Origin of the sequence: Streptococcus salivarius (genome assembly GCF_000785515.1) — a bacterium.
GTDB classification, from domain to species: domain Bacteria; phylum Bacillota; class Bacilli; order Lactobacillales; family Streptococcaceae; genus Streptococcus; species Streptococcus salivarius.
This window is the reverse complement of record NZ_CP009913.1, coordinates 85,580-104,749: the sequence shown is the minus strand read 5'-3', so window position 1 is coordinate 104,749 and position 19,170 is coordinate 85,580. Positions and strand designations below refer to the sequence as shown.

At 41.9% G+C, this 19,170-nt stretch carries 15 protein-coding genes; 5 read left to right on the top strand and 10 right to left on the bottom strand.

Going from position 1 to position 19,170, the window contains the following annotated elements; translation table 11 throughout:
* Positions 1-62 precede the first annotated feature (62 nt).
* On the top strand, positions 63-1,727 hold the full coding sequence (locus tag SSAL8618_RS00590; RefSeq protein ID WP_038675048.1) for a recombinase family protein: 1,665 nt from the start codon (positions 63-65) through the stop codon (positions 1,725-1,727).
* 106 nt (positions 1,728-1,833) lie between these two features.
* Here the strand turns inward: SSAL8618_RS00590 and SSAL8618_RS00585 are convergent, their stop codons facing one another.
* The 6 genes from SSAL8618_RS00585 to pnp form a co-directional block, all read right to left on the bottom strand.
* Complete coding sequence (locus tag SSAL8618_RS00585) at positions 1,834-3,510, bottom strand: hypothetical protein (RefSeq protein WP_038675046.1); 1,677 nt, start codon at positions 3,508-3,510, stop codon at positions 1,834-1,836.
* Between the two features lie 291 nt (positions 3,511-3,801).
* Positions 3,802-4,203, bottom strand: coding sequence for a Mini-ribonuclease 3 (locus SSAL8618_RS00580; protein ID WP_002886359.1), 402 nt, complete (start codon positions 4,201-4,203; stop codon positions 3,802-3,804).
* Positions 4,196-5,539, bottom strand: coding sequence for a cysteine--tRNA ligase (gene cysS, locus SSAL8618_RS00575; protein ID WP_004182150.1), 1,344 nt, complete (start codon positions 5,537-5,539; stop codon positions 4,196-4,198). Before cysS ends, SSAL8618_RS00580 begins: the two co-directional genes overlap by 8 nt.
* Positions 5,540-5,915: 376 nt before the next feature.
* Positions 5,916-6,536, bottom strand: coding sequence for a serine O-acetyltransferase (gene cysE, locus SSAL8618_RS00570; RefSeq protein WP_002886354.1), 621 nt, complete (start codon positions 6,534-6,536; stop codon positions 5,916-5,918).
* A gap of 86 nt (positions 6,537-6,622) precedes the next feature.
* Positions 6,623-7,393, bottom strand: coding sequence for an SseB family protein (locus SSAL8618_RS00565; RefSeq protein ID WP_038675043.1), 771 nt, complete (start codon positions 7,391-7,393; stop codon positions 6,623-6,625).
* Positions 7,390-9,627, bottom strand: a complete 2,238-nt coding sequence (pnp, locus tag SSAL8618_RS00560) for a polyribonucleotide nucleotidyltransferase (RefSeq protein WP_022496761.1) — start codon at positions 9,625-9,627, stop codon at positions 7,390-7,392. The genes SSAL8618_RS00565 and pnp overlap by 4 nt, the downstream gene beginning before the upstream one ends.
* 209 nt (positions 9,628-9,836) lie before the next feature.
* Here pnp and pbp3 (SSAL8618_RS00555) point away from each other — a divergent pair, with 209 nt between their 5' ends.
* Positions 9,837-11,084, top strand: a complete 1,248-nt coding sequence (gene pbp3 / locus SSAL8618_RS00555) for a D-alanyl-D-alanine carboxypeptidase PBP3 (protein WP_022496762.1) — start codon at positions 9,837-9,839, stop codon at positions 11,082-11,084.
* Positions 11,085-11,228: 144 nt separating this feature from the next.
* Positions 11,229-12,485 (top strand): D-alanyl-D-alanine carboxypeptidase PBP3, encoded by a 1,257-nt coding sequence (gene pbp3, locus SSAL8618_RS00550; protein ID WP_022496763.1) that lies wholly within the window; start codon positions 11,229-11,231, stop codon positions 12,483-12,485.
* A gap of 129 nt (positions 12,486-12,614) precedes the next feature.
* Here pbp3 (SSAL8618_RS00550) and SSAL8618_RS00545 read toward each other — a convergent pair whose 3' ends face one another.
* Complete coding sequence (locus SSAL8618_RS00545; RefSeq protein WP_022496764.1) at positions 12,615-15,065, bottom strand: ATP-dependent Clp protease ATP-binding subunit; 2,451 nt, start codon at positions 15,063-15,065, stop codon at positions 12,615-12,617.
* The gene (locus SSAL8618_RS00540; RefSeq protein ID WP_014633783.1) at positions 15,066-15,521 is read right to left on the bottom strand and encodes a CtsR family transcriptional regulator; all 456 of its coding nucleotides are present in this window, start codon (positions 15,519-15,521) and stop codon (positions 15,066-15,068) included.
* A gap of 317 nt (positions 15,522-15,838) precedes the next feature.
* On the opposite strand from SSAL8618_RS00540, the gene SSAL8618_RS00535 reads away from it, so the two are divergent.
* Positions 15,839-16,309 carry a COG2426 family protein gene (locus SSAL8618_RS00535; RefSeq protein ID WP_004182164.1) on the top strand — a complete coding sequence of 157 codons (471 nt, stop codon included), beginning with the start codon at positions 15,839-15,841 and terminating at the stop codon, positions 16,307-16,309.
* Positions 16,310-16,417: 108 nt separating this feature from the next.
* Here SSAL8618_RS00535 and tsf read toward each other — a convergent pair whose 3' ends face one another.
* Together tsf and rpsB are read right to left on the bottom strand one after the other, a co-directional pair.
* Positions 16,418-17,458, bottom strand: coding sequence for a translation elongation factor Ts (gene tsf, locus SSAL8618_RS00530; protein ID WP_002886343.1), 1,041 nt, complete (start codon positions 17,456-17,458; stop codon positions 16,418-16,420).
* A gap of 110 nt (positions 17,459-17,568) precedes the next feature.
* Entirely contained in the window at positions 17,569-18,336 is a 768-nt protein-coding gene (gene rpsB, locus SSAL8618_RS00525) for a 30S ribosomal protein S2 (RefSeq protein ID WP_002886342.1), read from the bottom strand.
* A 272-nt stretch (positions 18,337-18,608) separates the two neighbouring features.
* Here rpsB and ahpC point away from each other — a divergent pair, with 272 nt between their 5' ends.
* Complete coding sequence (ahpC, locus tag SSAL8618_RS00520; protein WP_022496765.1) at positions 18,609-19,169, top strand: alkyl hydroperoxide reductase subunit C; 561 nt, start codon at positions 18,609-18,611, stop codon at positions 19,167-19,169.
* Position 19,170: the final 1 nt, after the last annotated feature.

Here is a 19,170-nt window from a genome sequence, read left to right as displayed (position 1 = left end):
CTTTTCGCGCCAAGAAAGCTATCATGTCAGTGGGTTATAGGTGTAATCGAAAGGAGACACTTATGAATAAAAGTACTTTGACAATTGAAGAATGGACAAGCCTAAATTTCGAAAACTTAACTAACATCACAGTCCTCTATTGCCGTTTGTCCGCCGAAGACGCCAAGGAAGGCGAAAGCAATTCGATTTCGAACCAAAAGCAGATTCTCACCCAAGTTTCCCAGCGTGAGGGTTTGACAAATCCTGTGTTCTTTGTCGACGACGGATTTTCGGGTTCAAACGCCCAGCGTCCAGCTTTCCAACAGGCGATGAACTTAGTTCAAGCTGGCAGAGTTTCGAATTTTGTAGTGAAAGATTTGAGCCGTCTTAGCCGAGATTACCTCTTGTCTGGACAGCTGACTGAGATTACTTTCCCTTCGAAAAATATCCGCTTTATTTCCTTGAATGAAAATCTGGATAGCTCCAAACGCAGCAGTCAGGACGCTTATCTTGCGCCACTAGTTTCACTTTTCAACAACTGGTATAGCTTGCAGTGTAGCGAGAAGATTAAACTATCCAAGCATACTAAGGCAAAAACGGGCGAGAAAATTGGCTGGGTTGCGCCATACGGTTATCTCAAAAATCCAGAAAATCCCAAGGAATGGCTGGTTGACGACTACGCCAGCCAAATTGTGAAGCGAGTTTTTAAGGAGTATCTTTCAGGAAAGCCAATCGCCTCGATTGCGAACGGACTTCGAAGAGATAAAATTCTAACGCCAGCTAATTATAAGAAAAAGTTGGGTGTTTCGAATTATCGAGTTTTAGAAAGCGACCCTTATCACTGGAAAAGCCAAATGATTTGCCAGATGCTCGAAAAGGAGGAATATACAGGCGCAACTATCAATCTCAAGACTGCCAAGGTTTCTTACAAACAGCGAAATTGTCGCCTGCGACCTCGAGAAGATTGGCTGATTTTCCCCGACACGCACGAGGCGATTATTTCGAAAGAAGATTTTGCCTTGGCTCGAAAAATGCTTGGACATAAGCGAGTTGTCAGGCGAAACAATTGGAAGGACAAGCCTGGACATGAAAATATTTTCGCAGGATTGGTTTTTTGCGAGAATGGACACAAATTGACATTTTGCCCACAACAAAAAGTCGATGTTAATCTCGACCATTACAAGTGTTCTTACTACGAGCGTGTGGGCAAGACCTGTTCGGGTTCGCACTATCTTCGCAAAGAAATTTTGGAGGAATTGATTCTCGACGACTTCAACCAGATAATTTCGACGCTTGAGTTAAGCGAAGAAAGTTTGCTCGAAAAACTGAAGGCTAAGTTCAATATTCAGGAAAGTAAGAAACAAAACAGCCTTCGAAAGACACTTCTCAAGGCTGAAAAGCGAGCTGAAGAATTGGACACCATTATCCAAAGGCTTTATGAAAAGCAACTTCTGGGAGATATTAGAGATGAACGATTTCGAAAGTTAGCGGATGGCTATGAAGATGAACAGGCACAATTGACCCAGCAAATCCAAGAAAGTCGAGAGGTGCTGGATAGCGAGATTGAGTCGGCTGGCAATATCGAAAAGTTCTTGCGAACCATTCGAAACTACACTAAACTCGAAAAACTCACACCGCAAATCTTGAACGAGCTAATCGATAAAATTGTCGTCCACCAGCCGACTGGTCGCGGAAAATCTCGACAAGTTCGGATTGAGCTGCACTACCGTTTTATCGGCGAAATATAAACGGAGCGAACCCAAAAAGTTCGCTCCACAATTTAACGGATTGGACTGCTGGGGAAGGTGTGGATATTCTATCATAAAAAAAGCCCTCTTACGAGGGCAAAGCATGTTAAATAAATGTAATTGCTGCTAGGTAAAGCACTAGAAGAACGAGAACAACAGTTGCAGCAGCCAAAGCTTGCTTACCAATTGTATCTGGATCTGAGATTGATTCTGCAATCTTTCTCGCAGCTTGAGTAATGGTTTTACCTGCTGCTTGGAAGATATCAATTGAACCTGTGCTTGTTGAACTATTTCCAGAAATTGCTGAAGACCAACCACTCAAAACCTCAGCAATTTGTTCTGCCAATTGCTGTGTTAGCGCTCTAGTTGTCTCAGCCAACTCATTAACAGCCGTAGCTTGTATATGATTGGCGGTTTCAGTGTAGCTATTTGCACTGGTATTATAAGTAACCGGTACAGTCGTTGTTGTCGTTGTTGATGAATACTGATTCCTACGGTAACTATCCGGTGTCACTGGACGCTCGCCTTCATTGAAGACGCTAAAAGTCTGTGTCAGATAATGAATATTGTTATTCGTATCAATCAACTCAAAGGTCATTTTATGAATACCAGTCGTTTGCTCTGCCAAATGGTAGGCACTCAAACCAGCATTGACCTCATCCAAAGTTCCTTCAACAAAGTAGCTATGATGAATTTGTTTGCCATCAAGGACTAGATTAAGGCCCTTAATCTTCTTACCTTCCATCTTGTTAACATCAAAGTTGACGTTAAAGATTTCACCACGTGCTAAATAAAGAATGTCTGTATTCCCTGTAACAGCAGGTTGATCTTCAAGAAGCGCTCCAGTACTATCTCGTTTTGGAACAACGGTGTATACTTCAGAAGTGATTGGAGTTGCTAAGATTTCTGAGATGAGTCCATCCGTAAAGGTTACCTCTGACGAATAGGTCAAACTCTCACTTTGCAACATAGAAACCACTTCAGAAGTTTTAAAGACCTCAGAAGTTGATGATGAATCTTTCCAGCCAACCGTAAGGACAGTTAAGCTATCTTCTGAATTATTATTTAACTGACTCGTTTCTGGAGCCGTAGATGCAAGAGAGCTAGCAGTGCTTGCAGACTCAGAAGCGACTTCAGAAGTTGCAATAGCTTGACTAGTAGGAGTCGCACTTACAGATGTCGTATGAGAATTCAGTGAAGAATACTCTGATTTTTCAATAACTGCATGTGTATTTCCAGCAAGTTCAGATGTATATAGTGTGCTTTCACTCTTATACATTGAAGTTACAGCTTGAGACTCTGCAGTCGCTGTAGCCTCACGAGACTTATCATAAGTAAGCACAATATTTGGTTTAGCTTGTTCAGAATCAGATGTTGGGTTTGCATCTCCTCGTTCAGATGCCGCTACTGATCGATCCTCACCAAAAGCCTGGGCACGAGCCTCTTCTGAATGAGGTGTCGTCGTAGAAACGCTAGTCTCCACGATATCAACTTGAGAATGTACCTCAAGAAGCCCCTCATCTGTCTCACTTGAAGAGACAACCATCAGTGACGTTGAGGTCACTACTGAACTTACTTGACTCGCTGGCTCTGCCTTAGCTCCTACTGAAGAAAAATCAGCCTGAGGAGCAACTGGAGCCGGTGCCTCACTATTAACATAATCTATTTTAGCTTCATCAGGTTTTACCTGAACCTCATCTGCTTTACCTGTTTGAAGCGTAAAGCTAGATAAAATCAAAGCAGCAAAAGTTGTATAGAAAACTTTTTTCTTAGCTATTTCCATTCACCTCCTCATTTTTTAGACGGCCTCATTTACTAATATTATAGACTTTTTTTTTTACTTTCTGTCAAATTAGTTTTATTAAAAAACGCTATTATATCGGGGTTTTACACGTGTCAGACACCCCTTAACTTTCTCATTTTTAAGGTGCTAAATATTAGTTTCATCTTATTTTTCATTGTCAAGAAGCTGAATTACTTTGATTTTCAAATAATCTAAATTTTGAAACTCTGGCTAACTGTTACAATTTTTATAGCCTTTAAATAACAAAAAATCCTGCTCTCGGCAGAATTTTTAGATTTCTTTTTCAACTTCGTCAATACACCAAGCAATCAGTTCCTCTAAGCGAGCGATATCCTCGGTCATATGAAGATAGCCCATGACTGCTTCGAAGCCTGTTGACATCTTATAGGTAATAACATCGGTATTTTTAGCCTTGGTATGGCTATTCGCATTACGACCTCTTTTATAGATGTCTAGCTCTTTTTCAGTCAAAAGCTCTTGCTCTAGCATTTTTTCAATGAGACTAGCCTGAGCCTTAGCTGAAACATAACGTGTAGCTAGACGGTGCAGTTGGTTTGGCTTGGTCTGACCTTGAAAAATCAGGTGACGACGAATGTACAAGGAATAAACAGCATCTCCCTCAAAGGCAAGAGCAATGCCGTTAATAAGGTTGACATCAAGATGTTTAGTCACGTGTCCACCTCACGCCCTCCTTGGTATCAAGAAGTTTGATACCTTGAGCAGCCAACTCATCGCGAATACGGTCTGCTGTCGCAAAGTCCTTGTTAGCACGCGCCGCTTGACGCTCTTCAATGAGTTTTTCGATGTCTTCATCAAGGACTTCTTCTTCGAAAACAATACCGAAGACTTGGAGCATTTTTTCAAAAGCATCCTTAACGGTTTGATCATAATTGCCTGAATTAATCCATTTGGCCATGTCAAACAAAACAGTCACTCCATTTGCCGTATTAAAGTCATCATCCATAGCTTCTTGGAAGGCGTCAAGATAAGTTTGCAACTCAGCTTGATTCACCTGTTCTGTCAACGGAAGACTGTGGGTATTTTTCAAATACTTAAGATTAACTTCAGCATCATGGATAGCTTTTTCTGTAAAGTTAATTGGCTTACGGTACTGTTGTGTCGCTAGGAAGAAGCGAAGCACTTGACCATCAACCGTTTGAAGCATATCGTGAACGGTCACGAAGTTACCCAAGGATTTTGACATTTTTTCATTATCCACATTGACAAAACCATTATGCATCCAGTAGTTAGCGAAGGTCTTGCCAGTTTTGGCTTCTGATTGGGCAATTTCATTGGTATGATGTGGAAACTCAAGGTCTGCCCCTCCACCATGAATATCGATAGTATCTCCAAGGATTTCAGTCGCCATTACAGAACATTCGATGTGCCAACCAGGACGACCAGGTCCCCATGGGCTGTCCCAAGAAACTTCTCCCTCTTTGGCAGCTTTCCAAAGGGCAAAATCCAGAGGATTTTCCTTACGTTCTGTTTCAGCATCCGTACGTCCGCTTGCACCAATTTCAAGATCTTCCAAGGTCTTGTTAGCCAATTTAGCATAGTTGTTTGACTTAGCTACTCGGAAGTAAACATCTCCTTCAGAGACATAGGCAAATCCTTTGTCAACCAAGGTTGACACGAATGTAATGATTTCATCCATGTAGTTAATAACACGTGGATTTTGTGTCGCTGGTTTGATGCCAAGTTGTCCGGTATCTTCCATAAAGGCCGCGATAAACTTGTCCGACAATTCCTTAGTTGAAATACCAGCTTCATTAGCTGCCTTGATAATCTTATCATCTACATCCGTAAAGTTGGAAATATAGTTGACTGTATAGCCACAATACTCAAAATAACGACGAATAGTATCAAAAGCTACCGCTGAACGGGCATTTCCGATATGAATATAATTGTAAACTGTTGGTCCGCAGACATACATATTGACAACATTTTCTGTCAAAGGTACAAAATCACGGAGCGAACGTGTCATCGTATCATAAATTTTAATCACTTGAGATTCCTTTCAATTAACTGGAAACTATTTTTTATCCTTGATATGGTTTAGGTACAAACACAAGAGTATAACGAGAATGATAATCCAAATAGCCGCAACTAGCTGACCTTGAGCCAAGAGAGACATAGCTGAAAGAAAACTCCCAACTATATAGAAGACCAAAAAAGGATTGTCCTTGAAGAATTTTTTCATTACTCAAATCTCACTTGTGTCGTTGCTTAAAAACAAGACCGGCCCATAACAGAGCAATGCAAAACCATAAGGCGGCCATGCTATAGTCTGCTCTATGTAAAGCAATGTAAACAAGAGCAAGAGGACCCACGACCGTCAATCGAGTCACCTTTGAACTAAAGAGTTTCATCGTTTCCTTTCCTTATAGACGTGATGAGTGGAAGCTAGCTGCTTTTAGAAGATCTTCTAGCTTTTCGCTATAGTATTCACGTCCTTCTTCAATATCGTGGATAACTTCTTCATCCTTTTGACCATGAACACGCACAACCTTAGCAGGAACACCAACGACTGTAACATCTTCTGGGACATCTGCAACAACCACGGCTGCCGCCCCCACCTTAGCATTCTTTCCAATCTCAATAGGGCCTATGACCTGAGCATGGGCTGAAACCAGGGCACCCTCACGAACGGTTGGGTGACGTTTTCCGACATCTTTACCAGTACCACCTAAAGTGACACCGTGGTAAAGCATAGCGCCCTTCTCCACAACAGCTGTCTCACCAATGACAAGGCCAGAGCCATGGTCAATAAAGACACCTTCAGCAATCTGAGCCCCTGGGTGAATCTCAATCTGAGTCCAAAAGCGCCAAAACTGACTATGCATACGCGCTAAGAGTCGACAATGGTGGCGCCAGAGAAAATGTGAGATACGATGGGCAGCCAAGGCTTTTAATCCAGGGTAGGTTAAAAGAACCTCTAGACTCGTCCGAGCTGCCGGGTCATTTTTCTTTACTATATCAATACTTTCTTTCCACCAACCCATTTAGGTCACTCCTTACATCATTATTGTTATTATTGTTTGCTGTGGCCCTATTATTATTTTAAAGTGGAAAGCTACCAACACTAGGTCTACTCGCTATCCCCTTCAAAATAAGACCAGTCGACTAACTCAGGCTGCTCATCAAACGGATTGATGACAATACCTTGAACCTTATCCAACTCATTTTCACCTGTTGAAGGCTGGTAAATTTCTGACAGTGGCCATTGCAAAATCGTCCCTTTAGCCTTACGGAAAGGTAGGCCAAAAGTCTCGTTACCGTACCATTTTGTAAAGCTCGTTAAGTTCGTAAACACAGGCACATAACTCTGTCCCTCTGCATTCGACATGGTCGCAAAGAAACGGTCATCCTGGCCATCTTCCTCGCGTTTGTGAATGAAGGCTGGCACAAGATAAATCTTATCTTTAGGAGCTGCCTTTTGATTTTCCTCACCCAAAAGATTATTAAGGGTCTGAGTGAAATAGTTGATAAACTGGATGAGTTCACTGCTTGCAAAAAGAGTGGTATTCGAGAAATCACCATCCTCTTTTAAATTGAAAGCAAGACCAAAAAGCTCTGCCTGAACAAGTTGTGTTAAAACATCTAAGCTCGAACGTTCTATCCAAATTTGTTCTCGAGCACTCTCCTGAGTAGCTTTGAAAGATTGTAGGTCCTGTTCATTGGTGAAGACAGGAACAACCTTCTTTCCTTCCACTTCAACTGCGTAGAGGTCTTGAGCAGCCAAGACGGGAGTACGTTGTAGGTGATTAACCAAAGCCAGACTGGTTAAAAAGTGGTCTGGTTCCTTTAAAAATTCTTTTAGAGTTTCATCAAAAGCTTGCAATTCTTGATTTTCTGTCATTCTTCTGTCTGTTCTTTCGTTTCTGATTTATCAGGATTTTTCGGTGCTTCACCACTTTCATTATGGTGGCGTGGTTTATGATGAGAACGACGGCGGTGACGATGCTCTCCTCCATTTTCCCCATCATCAAGTTTTTCAGGCTTAGGAAGCAAGGCCTTGATTGAGGCATCGATACGTCCTTTTTCATCGATTTTGATAATTTTAACAGTTACCGTACCCCCAACTTTAACCACATCTTCGACATGCTCAGTACGTTCCCAAGCTAGTTCTGAGATGTGGATGAGAGCATCTGTCTTATTGAAAAGGTGGACGAAGGCACCGAACTTTTCAATACGGACAACGGGTACAGTGTAAACCTCTCCAACCTTAGCTTCACGTACAAGATCGGAGATGATAGTTTTAGCACGGTTAATAGCATCCTGATCGCTAGAGAAAATCTGAACAAGACCTTCTTCATCGATATCAATAGTGACACCAGTTTCAGCGATAATCTTATCAATAGTTTCGCCACCTTTACCGATGACAACCTTGATCTTGTCAACAGGAATCTGAATGCTATCAATCTTAGGTGCTGTTGGTGCCAATTCTGGACGTGGCTCAGCGATTGCTGACTCAATAACATCAAGAATTTCAAAACGAGCTACCTTTGCCTGAGCCAAAGCCTCTTCGAGAATGGCCGGTGTAATACCCGAAATCTTAATATCCATCTGAAGAGCTGTAATTCCTTGACGTGTCCCAGCCACCTTAAAGTCCATATCTCCAAAATGATCTTCCAAACCTTGAATATCAGTTAGGACAGTGTAGTTAGTACCATCTGAGATAAGTCCCATGGCAATACCTGCAACAGGTGCCTTAATCGGTACACCACCAGCCATAAGAGCCAAGGTTCCTGCACAAATAGAAGCTTGTGAGGAAGAACCATTTGACTCCAAGACTTCTGCTACCAAACGGATAGCATAAGGGAACTCTTCAACACTTGGGAGAACCTGAGCAAGGGCACGTTCACCCAAGGCTCCGTGACCAATCTCACGTCGACCTGGTGCACCGTAACGCCCTGTCTCACCCACTGAATACTGAGGGAAATTATAGTGGTGAAGGAAACGTTTCTTATACTCTGGATCCAAACCATCAACAAGCTGTGTATCACTCATAGGTGCCAAAGTCAAAACTGACAAGGCTTGAGTTTGACCACGTGTAAAGAGACCTGAACCATGAACCTTAGGAAGAAAGTCAATCTCTGCGTCCAAAGGACGGATTTCATCCACACGACGGCCATCTGGACGAACCTTATCCTCGGTAATGAGACGGCGCACCTCAGCATGTTCCATCTGCTCAAGAATTTCTGCCACATCACGCAGAATGGTTTCCTTATCTTCATCTTCTGCAAAGCGTTCTTGATAAGAAGCGAGGACTTCTTCTTTTACAGCCTGAGTTGCTGCTTCACGCGCCAGTTTTTCTTCCACCTGAACAGCCTTCGCTAACTGATCATAATAAGCTGTTTCGATTTCGACTTTCAAATCAGCATCAACTTGTAGAAGTTCAACCTCAGCCTTTTCCTTACCAACAGCTGCAACGATATAATTTTGGAAATCAACCAACTCTTGAATGGCCTCATGCCCCTTCAAGAGTGCTTGCAACATAATATCCTCAGACAATTCCTGGGCACCTGACTCTACCATATTGATAGCTTCCTTGGTACCTGCCACTGTCAAATCTAAAAGTGAAACTTCCTTATCCGCTGCACTTGGATTGATGATGAAATCTTCTGCAGCATAGGCTACTTGAACCCCAGCAATTGGACCATTGAAAGGAATATCAGAGATAGAAAGAGCTAAAGAACTCCCAAACATAGCCGCCATCGGAGCACTAGCATTCTCATCATAAGAGAGAACCGTGTTAATGACCTGAACTTCGTTACGAAAGCCCTCCGCAAACATAGGACGAATAGGACGATCAATGAGGCGAGCAGTCAACGTGGCATCTGTTGAAGGGCGACCCTCACGCTTGTTAAAGCCCCCCGGGAACTTGCCAGCTGCATACATTTTTTCCTCATAATTAACCTGTAAAGGAAAGAAATCTGCCGTTGCCATCTTTTTAGACATAACAGCTGTTGATAATACCGTTGTATCTCCATAACGCACGACGACAGCACCATTAGCCTGCTTGGCTACCTGCCCAACTTCAACGACAAGCGGGCGTCCTGCAAAGGTCATCTCAAAAGTTTGTTTAGCCATGTTTGATCCCTCTTTTTATCCATGACCAGCCCTTACAAAAACGAACCGGTCAACTTTATGTCATTCATTTGATATAACTTTCATTTTACCATAATATAGTCAAAAATGGCAGAGCTCCGGCATAAGTTAGCACCCAAGTCTCCCTTTCTCTCAGATATTTAAGTCGTTTTGTGATATAATAAACACTTATGAGAGACAAAGGAATGACTATGAAAAAATTACAACACATCATTATGATTGCCTTAATCTTACTAGGCCTAGTAACACCTGCTCTAGCACAAGAACAGACAGATGACTTCAATGTTTCCGCTAAACATGCGATTGCTGTCGAAGCAACTACAGGGAAAGTCCTCTATGAAAAGGACGCCACTACTCCTGACGGTGTGGCTTCAATGACTAAAATCCTAACAGCCTACATGGTCTATAAAGCAGTTGACCAAGGAAAAATTACCTGGGACACTGACGTCGATATCTCAGACTATCCTTTCAACTTAACCGTTGATTCAGAAGTTTCAAATGTCCCACTAGATTCCCGAAAATACACTGTTAAACAGCTCCTAGATGCCACCCTCATTTCCAGCGCTAACAGTACTGCTATTGCTCTAGCTGAAAAAATCTCAGGATCAGAGAGTGCATTTGTTGACACTATGACAGCCCAACTTAAAGAGTGGGGCATTACAGATGCTAAATTATACAACGCTTCAGGACTAAATAATAAATACCTAGGCGATAACCGCTATCCTGGCTCTAAAGCAGATGACGAAAATACTATGAGTGCTCTAGATGTTGCCATTATTGCAGACCACCTCATCAAAGACTATCCTCAGGTACTTGAAATCACCAAGCAAACCGAAACTGATTTCGAAGGTGACAACAAATTAACGACGCACAACTACATGTTAGAAGGTCAAGACAACTACCGTGAAGGCGTTGATGGACTCAAGACTGGAACAACTGAACTTGCAGGGGCTTCCTTCGTAGCCCACTCCAATGAAAATGGCATGAGCTTGATTACCGTTGTTATGAATGCGGATAATGGCGGAGAAGATGAAGCTGCCAGATTCACAGCCACAAATGAGTTGCTAGATTATGTGACACAAAACTGGGAAATCAAAACCCTCAACACCAAAGGACAAATCGTCAAGAAAAATGATATCAAGGTGGCTGACGGAGATAGCCAAACCATCTCTGCTAAACTCGAGTCAGACCTTACGGTCGTTCAAAAAATAAATAGTAAAAATGATGCTGTTAAAATCAAAGCAAAAACCATAACGGCACCTATCAAAAAAGGGGATACTATCGGAACTGCAACTTTTGATGATAAGGATCTCGTAGGGACAGGTTACATCTCTGAGCCACCTCAAGTTTCTGTAACAGCCAACCAATCTATCAAGAAAAGTTTCTTCTTAAAAGTTTGGTGGAATCATATCGTTAATTTCTTTACAGGAAACAAGTAAACACAAAACTACCTTTTAGCTATCAAAAGGTAGTTTTATCTTGCCTTCAAAATTGGTCTTGTAAGTAAAAGCCCCTTCTCAACACCTTAAGTTCCTCTCAAAATGTGGTATAATAAATATCCAAAACACATGAAGGAACAAACCATGAAAAAACTGATTACGCTTATGATGACCTTCTTACTCTGTCTGGGAAGCGTAGCCCCTGCTTTTGCAGCAGATAAGAAAAAAGGATATGATGCCGCAGCCAAACATGCCATCGCTGTCGAAGCGACTACTGGCAAAATTTTATACGAAAAAGATGCCACTACCTCTACAGGGATTGGCTCTATTACCAAGCTCCTAACGGCCTACATGGTGTATAAAGCGGTAGATCAGGGAGACCTCAAATGGAATAGCAAAGTTGAGATTTCTGACTATCCCTTTGAACTAACTGTCAGTGCCGGAGTATCCAATATTCCACTAGATGCCCGTAAGTACACTGTTAAACAGCTCCTTGACGCAACCCTTATTTCCAGTGCCAATAGTGCATCCATTGCTCTAGCTGAGGAAATCGGTGGAACCGAAAGCAAGTTTGTCGATATGATGAAAGCCCAACTTAAAGATTGGGGTATCACTGATGCCAAGATTGTCAATGCCTCTGGTCTTAATAATTCCTACTTAGGTGACAATATCTATCCAGGCTCTAAATCTGACGAAGAAAACACCATGAGTGCTAAGGACGTTGCTATCATTGCGCAACACGTGGTGAAAGAATATCCTGAAATTCTCGATATCACTAAAAAAACCGAGGCTGATTTTGATGGTGTCAACAAACTTAAAACCTTCAACTACATGCTTAAGGGACAACCTAGTTACCGCAAGGGAGTTGATGGTCTAAAAACAGGTACCACCGATTTGGCCGGTGCTTCCTTCGTGGCCCACTCAAATGAAAGTGGCATGAGCATTATCACAGTCATTATGAATGCTGATAATACCGATACTGATGACTACGCCCGTTTCACTGCAACCAATGACCTACTTAACTACGTAGTCTATCATTGGGAAAGCAAGACCATTGCCAAAAAAGGACAAGCTATCGGTAAAAGTCAAGCCCATGTTATTGATGGTAAATCTAAGCAAGTCACTGCCGTCGCTAAGTCTGACTTTAATATCATCCAAAAAATAGATGCTAACAATAGTAAACATATTAAAGTTACTACAAATCAAGTCCAAGCTCCTGTCAAACCAGGAGACAAGGTTGGAACTGCTACCTTTGAAGATAAGTCACTTGTCGGAGAAGGTTACCTACCTAACCAAGGTATGCCTAGCATGGAACTGGTTGCTGGTAAAGAAGTTAAGAAAAGCTTCTTCCTCAAGGTCTGGTGGAATCACTTTGTCACCTTTGTCAACGAAAAACTCTAAACCTTATAGTCGAGCCTTGCTCGGCTTTTTCTTTTACCCAACTTTACAGAAAGATTGACTCTACCTTGACTCCTGTTGACACAAACAAAAAGACAAACTACACCTGTAATCTGTCTTTTTGTTTAATCTTTACACTACTGTAAAGGTTAATTTATCTTTCGAACAACCAATCTTAAGGGTTTGTCCACTCACTACTTGGCCGCCTAGTAAGAGCTCAGATAACTTATCCTCAACCTGAGTTTGAATCGTGCGACGTAATGGACGAGCACCCATCTCAACATCATAGCCATCTTTAGCCAAATGCTTGAGGGCAGCTGGTTGGAATTTCAAGTCAATCCCTTTTTCAGCCAAAGCTGAAACCAACGGTTTTACCATAATTTTGACAATCTCACGAAGCTGTTCTTCCTCTAAGCTATGGAAGACAACCTTCTCATCAATACGGTTGATAAACTCTGGACGGTAGGCCTTCTTAAGCTCTTCCATGATACGTGACTGCATAGCTTGATGATTATGAGAAATGTCTCGAGCACCAAAACCAACAGTCTTATCATCGCGAAGAGCAGTCGCCCCCAAGTTCGAAGTCATTATGATAATGGTATTTGAGAAGTCGACTTTACGACCTCGACTATCCGTCAAGACACCATCATCCAAAACCTGTAAGAGAATGTTGAAAATGTCTGGGTGAGCCTTTTCTACCTCGTCAAAAAGAAGAACTGAGTAAGGCTTGTTACGAACTTTTTCTGTTAACTCACCACCCTCATCATATCCAACATAACCTGGAGGAGCACCGTTAAGGCGGCTAGCCGCAAATTTTTCCATGTATTCTGACATGTCAAAGCGAAGCAAAGCTGACTCATCATCAAAGAGAACCTCCGCCAAAGCCTTGGCCAATTCTGTCTTACCAACACCAGTAGGTCCAAGGAACATGAAGGAACCAATCGGACGTTTGCCAGTACGAATACCTGACTGGTTACGACGAATAGCACGACTAATCGCTGAAACTGCTTCGTCTTGACCAATAACACGTTTGTGAAGCTCTGCTTCCAGATTCAAGTAACGCTTGCTATCTGCCTGAGTCATCTTCTCAACAGGAATACCTGATAGACGACTAAGGGTTTGCATAATCTGATCTGCATCTACCAAGGCAGGTTTTGGTAATTTTGCTTTTTGGCTAGCCTTATATTGTTTAACAGCAGCCTTCATATCACCAGATAGAAGCGCTTCGTCCAAAGGCGTTATTTCAAGTTTGGCTTCTTTTTTGATACGACCTTGAACAGTTGCACTCGCTTCATCTAAAAGGTCAATGGCAGAGTCAGGTAAGTTTTTACTCGTCAAATAACGGTGGGCTGCCTTGACTGCTGTCTCAACCGCCTCATCAGTAATCGTTACACGATGATAGTCTTCATAAGACGACCGTAGGCCTTTTAGAATATCAATCGCCTCAGCTACACTTGGCTCCTCGATTGTAATCTTAGCAAAACGGCGAGAAAGAGCTGCATCTTTCTCAATATGCTTCTGGTACTCAGCTTGAGTAGTTGCTCCAACCATATGAAGGGTTCCACGTGCTAGAGCGGGTTTCAAAATATTCGCCGCATCTAAGGTACTATCAATACCTGAACCAGAACCGATAATCGTATGCAATTCGTCAATAAAGAGAATGATTTTTCCATCAGCTTCAATCTCATCAATGATCTGATTCATACGTTCTTCGAAATCGCCACGGAAACGTGTTCCTGCAACCACACTCATCATATCAAGCTCTAAGATACGCATATCAGCCAACTCAAAAGGTACTTCGCCTGAAGCAATACGCTGTGCTAAGCCAAGCGCAAGTGCCGTCTTACCAACACCTGCTTCACCCACAAGAACTGGGTTATTCTTCGTTTTACGACTCAAAACCTGAATCATGCGTGAAATTTCTTTCTCACGTCCAATAACAGGATCAAGAGCACCTGACTCGGCTACTGCCGTTAAGTCTTTTGTGTAATCTGACAGTTCCCCAGTAGAAGATTGAGGAGGCTGCATCATATTAGCAAAATTACCTGATGCCTTTGACTTTTTAGGCTTACGAAGGTCGTGAATGGCCTTCAAATCTTGCTTACTAAGACCTGCGTAACGCTCCAAAGAACGTCGTAAATCGATAATGCGAGGCTTATCGCTGTCATCCTTATATTGAAAACCAGCAACTTCAAGGAGACGACAAACCATCAAATCCTTATGAAGGAGAAAGGCCATCAATACATGTTCAGACCCTACCTCTACAGCACCAGTTACACTAGCAATTCCCTCTGCCTCTTGCAACATAGCCCCTAAAGCATGTGACTGTGCACGTAAATCGATAATATCTGATTCAGACAAGTCTTTTGGACTTTTCTCCATCGCTAGTACAGCAGCGGTCTCAATCTCTTCCGCACGAATACGGTCCTCAAAATCAGTAAATGTTAGGTAGGCTACAGATCCTGGAACCTCAACCATAGCCAGAAGCACATGCCAAGTCTCCAAGAAAGGACTTCCAAAACGCTCTGCCTCAAGCTGAGCACGATGGAAAATGGCCTGCATTTTTCTTGAATATGTCGTCATCTAATTTCCTTTTCTATCCAATCTAAGTAATAGCGAGCGTAGAATACGCGAACGAATAGCAGCCGCATCTTCGCCTAAAACATCATCACTAGCAGTTGCTAAAATCAAATTTCCCTCACGTTCAGTGATGATTTTTTCATCAAAAAGCAACTGAATCAAGTCTGTAAATACCTGCTCGCTGAGCTGATCCGCCAAGTTCTGAAGCAAATCATTAATCATGTGGTGCTTGTCGGAGAATCTGACCTTGACGATACGAATATAACCGCCACCTCCACGTTTACTCTCAACAATATAACCACGACTTTCTGTAAAACGAGTCTTAATAACATAGTTAATCTGACTCGGTACAACTTGAAAAGTATCTGCTAAGTTCGAGCGTTGAATCTCAGCAATTCCAGACTGGCCCAGCAATTCTTTAATATATTCTTCTATACTATCTGATGTATTTCTTGCCATCTTAATTCCTCCAGTCTAATTTGACTATAACTGACTATTATTATACCAAAAATGTCAGCTCATGGGAAACTATACCCTCAAAAAGCTTTTTAAAGTTGTCATTAGAGACCATATAAGATACAATAAATAAGACTGAAATATTAGGTAACTTAAGGTGTTTGATTCAAATTTTCTATCTACTTTGATAGGCTGAGACCCACCTAATCCAACAAGTACTTTTTAGCACTTTCGCAGTAGTATTAGTCTTATCACTCTCGATAAAGCTCATGTCATTTTGAGTCTTATCTCTTATTTTATTCCCCTATGAAAGGTTACTCATGAAATACATCATTGCACTCTTAATCTCTATGATTCCTTTGGTTGAGCTCCGTGGAGCCGTTCCTGTTGCTATCGCCTCAGGTATCCCTTGGTGGCAAGCCCTAATTCTTTGTGTCATTGGGAACATGATTCCAGTTCCAATTATCTTCTTCTTCGCCCGCCGTGTCCTCGAATGGGGGGCAGATAAACCTCTAATTGGTGGCTTCTTTACCTGGTGTCTTAAAAAAGGTCACAGTGGTGGCCAAAAACTTGAAAAAGCTGCTGGAGATAAGGGTGTCTTCTGGGCCCTTCTACTTTTTGTGGGAATTCCGCTTCCAGGAACAGGAGCTTGGACTGGTACCCTAGCAGCATCTATCCTAGATTGGGACTTTAAACGTAGTGTTATTGCTGTTATGCTTGGGGTTATCCTTGCAGGTATCATCATGGGAACACTCTCTCTTCTACTTGGTGTAAATACCTTCGCTCATTAATTACTTTTTTCAACGTCTGGGGCATGCTCAGACGTTTTTTTAATAGCAACAAAAAAGAAGTTACGATTCATTCACGTAACTTCTTTTCTTTTTATCTAGCAACTAGAATTAGTTGTTAAGAGCTGCTGCCATTGTAGCTGCAACTTCTGATTCAAAGTCGTTAGATGCTTTTTCGATACCTTCACCAACTTCAAAGCGAACGAATTCTACTACTGAAGCGTTTACTGATTCAAGGTAAGCTTCAACTGTTTTGCTGTCGTCCATGATGTAAACTTGAGCAAGAAGTGTGTATGCTTGGTCAACTTTAGTGTTGTCAAGCAAGAAGCGGTCCATTTTACCTGGGATGATTTTATCCCAGATTTTTTCTGGTTTACCTTCAGCAGCCAACTCAGCTTTGATATCTTCTTCAGCTTGAGCAAGAACAGCATCAGTCAATTGAGCTTTAGAACCATATTTAAGGTGTGGAAGAGCTGGTTTGTTAACCATAGCACGGCTTTCGTTATCTTGATCGATAGCGTGGTTAAGTTGTGCCAATTCATCTTTAACAAATTGTTCGTCCAATTCAGTGTATGAAAGAACAGTTGGTTTCATCGCTGCGATGTGCATTGAGATTTGTTTTGCAAGAGCATCATCTCCACCTTCGATAACTGAAACAACACCGATACGTCCACCGTTGTGTTGGTAAGCTCCGAAGTGTTGTGCATCAGTTTTCTCAACAACTGCAAAACGACGGAATGAAATCTTTTCACCGATAGTAGCTGTAGCAGTTACGTATGCAGCTTCAAGAGTTTCACCTGAAGGCATAGTCAATGCAAGTGCTTCTTCGTTGTTAGCTGGTTTACCTTCAGCAATTACTTTAGCTGTTTCGTTTACCAACTCAACGAATTGAGCGTTCTTCGCAACGAAGTCAGTTTCAGCGTTAACTTCAACAACTGCTGCAACGTTACCGTTAACGTAAACACCAGTCAAACCTTCAGCTGCAACACGGTCAGCTTTCTTAGCTGCTTTAGCCATACCTTTTTCGCGAAGCAATTCAATTGCTTTTTCGATATCACCTTCAACTTCAACCAATGCTTTTTTAGCGTCCATGACACCAGCACCAGATTTTTCACGCAATTCTTTAACAAGTTTAGCTGTAATTTCTGCCATTTTGTTTTTCTCCAAATTTATTTTATCAAACTAAGGGGCAGGGCTGAGCCCCGCCCCTTAGGTGTTTGTCGTATCTTTAGTGGGCATTGAGCCCAAACCAATCTTAAAGATTAGTTGTTGTCACCTTCGACAACTTCAACGATTTCTTCGATTGAATCAGCTGCAGCTGCTTCTTGGAAATCTGCAGAAGCATCTTCACCTTGGTTACCTTCGATGATAGCATCAGCCATTTTTGAAGTGATCAATTTAACGGCACGGATAGCGTCATCGTTAGCTGGGATGATTACATCAATCTCATCTGGATCAGCGTTTGTATCAACCATCGCTACAACTGGGATACCAAGTTTTTTAGCTTCTTTAACAGCGATTTGTTCTTTGTGTGGGTCAACGATGTAGATTACATCTGGAATGCGAGGCATATCTTCGATACCACCCAAGAATTTTTCAAGACGTGCACGTTGTTTGTTAAGAAGTGCAACTTCTTTCTTAGGAAGAACTTCGAAAGTTCCATCAGCTTCCATTTGTTTGATTTCTTTCAAACGAGCGATACGTTTTTGGATAGTATCCCAGTTTGTAAGAGTACCACCCAACCAACGGTGGTTGATGTAGTATTGACCAGCACGAGTTGCTTCTTCAGCTACTGCTTCAGCTGCTTGTTTTTTAGTACCAACGAACAAGATTACTGCATCGTTAGCTGCTGCTTCACGAACGAATTCGTAAGCTGTATCAGCCATTTTTACAGTTTGTTGCAAGTCGATAACGTGGATCCCGTTACGTTCTGTGAAGATGTACTTAGCCATCTTAGGATTCCAGCGACGAGTTTGGTGACCGAAGTGAACACCAGCCTCAAGAAGTTGTTTCATTGAAATTACTGCCATGAGTATTTCTCCTTAAAAATTGTTTTTTCCTCTTCTAAGCTTTAGACTTGCAGTCCCACCCTGCGGCAACAAGACCACAATCGGCTTAGAATGAGTATTTGTCACTTTACGCAACTATAGTAGTTTATCAAAAAAAGTGACATTTGACAAGCTCTAAAATCAGTCTGACCATTAGAAAAAATTCACCCGTATTAAAATTGCAATCGTTTTCTTTGAGGTTGATAAGTATTTTGTTTATAATTAGGCTATCAAAAATAGAGGAGGACATTATTTTGTCATTAGTCGGAAAAGAAATTATTGAATTTTCAGCACAAGCTTACCACAACGGGGAATTCATTACTGTTACAGATGAAGATATTAAGGGAAAATGGGCTGTTTTCTGCTTCTACCCTGCAGATTTTTCATTTGTCTGCCCAACTGAACTCGGTGACCTTCAAGAACAATATGAAGCTCTTAAATCTCTTGGTGTAGAGGTTTACTCTGTCTCTACTGACACTCACTTTGTTCACAAAGCTTGGCATGATGACTCAGATGTTGTTGGAACTATTACTTATCCTATGATTGGAGATCCTTCACACCACATCTCACAAGGCTTTGATGTTCTTGGGCAAGATGGTCTCGCACAACGTGGTACATTCATCATTGATCCAGATGGCGTTATCCAAATGATGGAAATTAACGCTGATGGTATCGGACGTGATGCAAGCACTCTTATTGATAAAGTTCGTGCTGCTCAATATATTCGTCAACATCCAGGTGAAGTTTGTCCAGCCAAATGGAAAGAAGGAGCTGAAACACTTACTCCTAGCTTAGATCTTGTAGGTAAAATTTAAC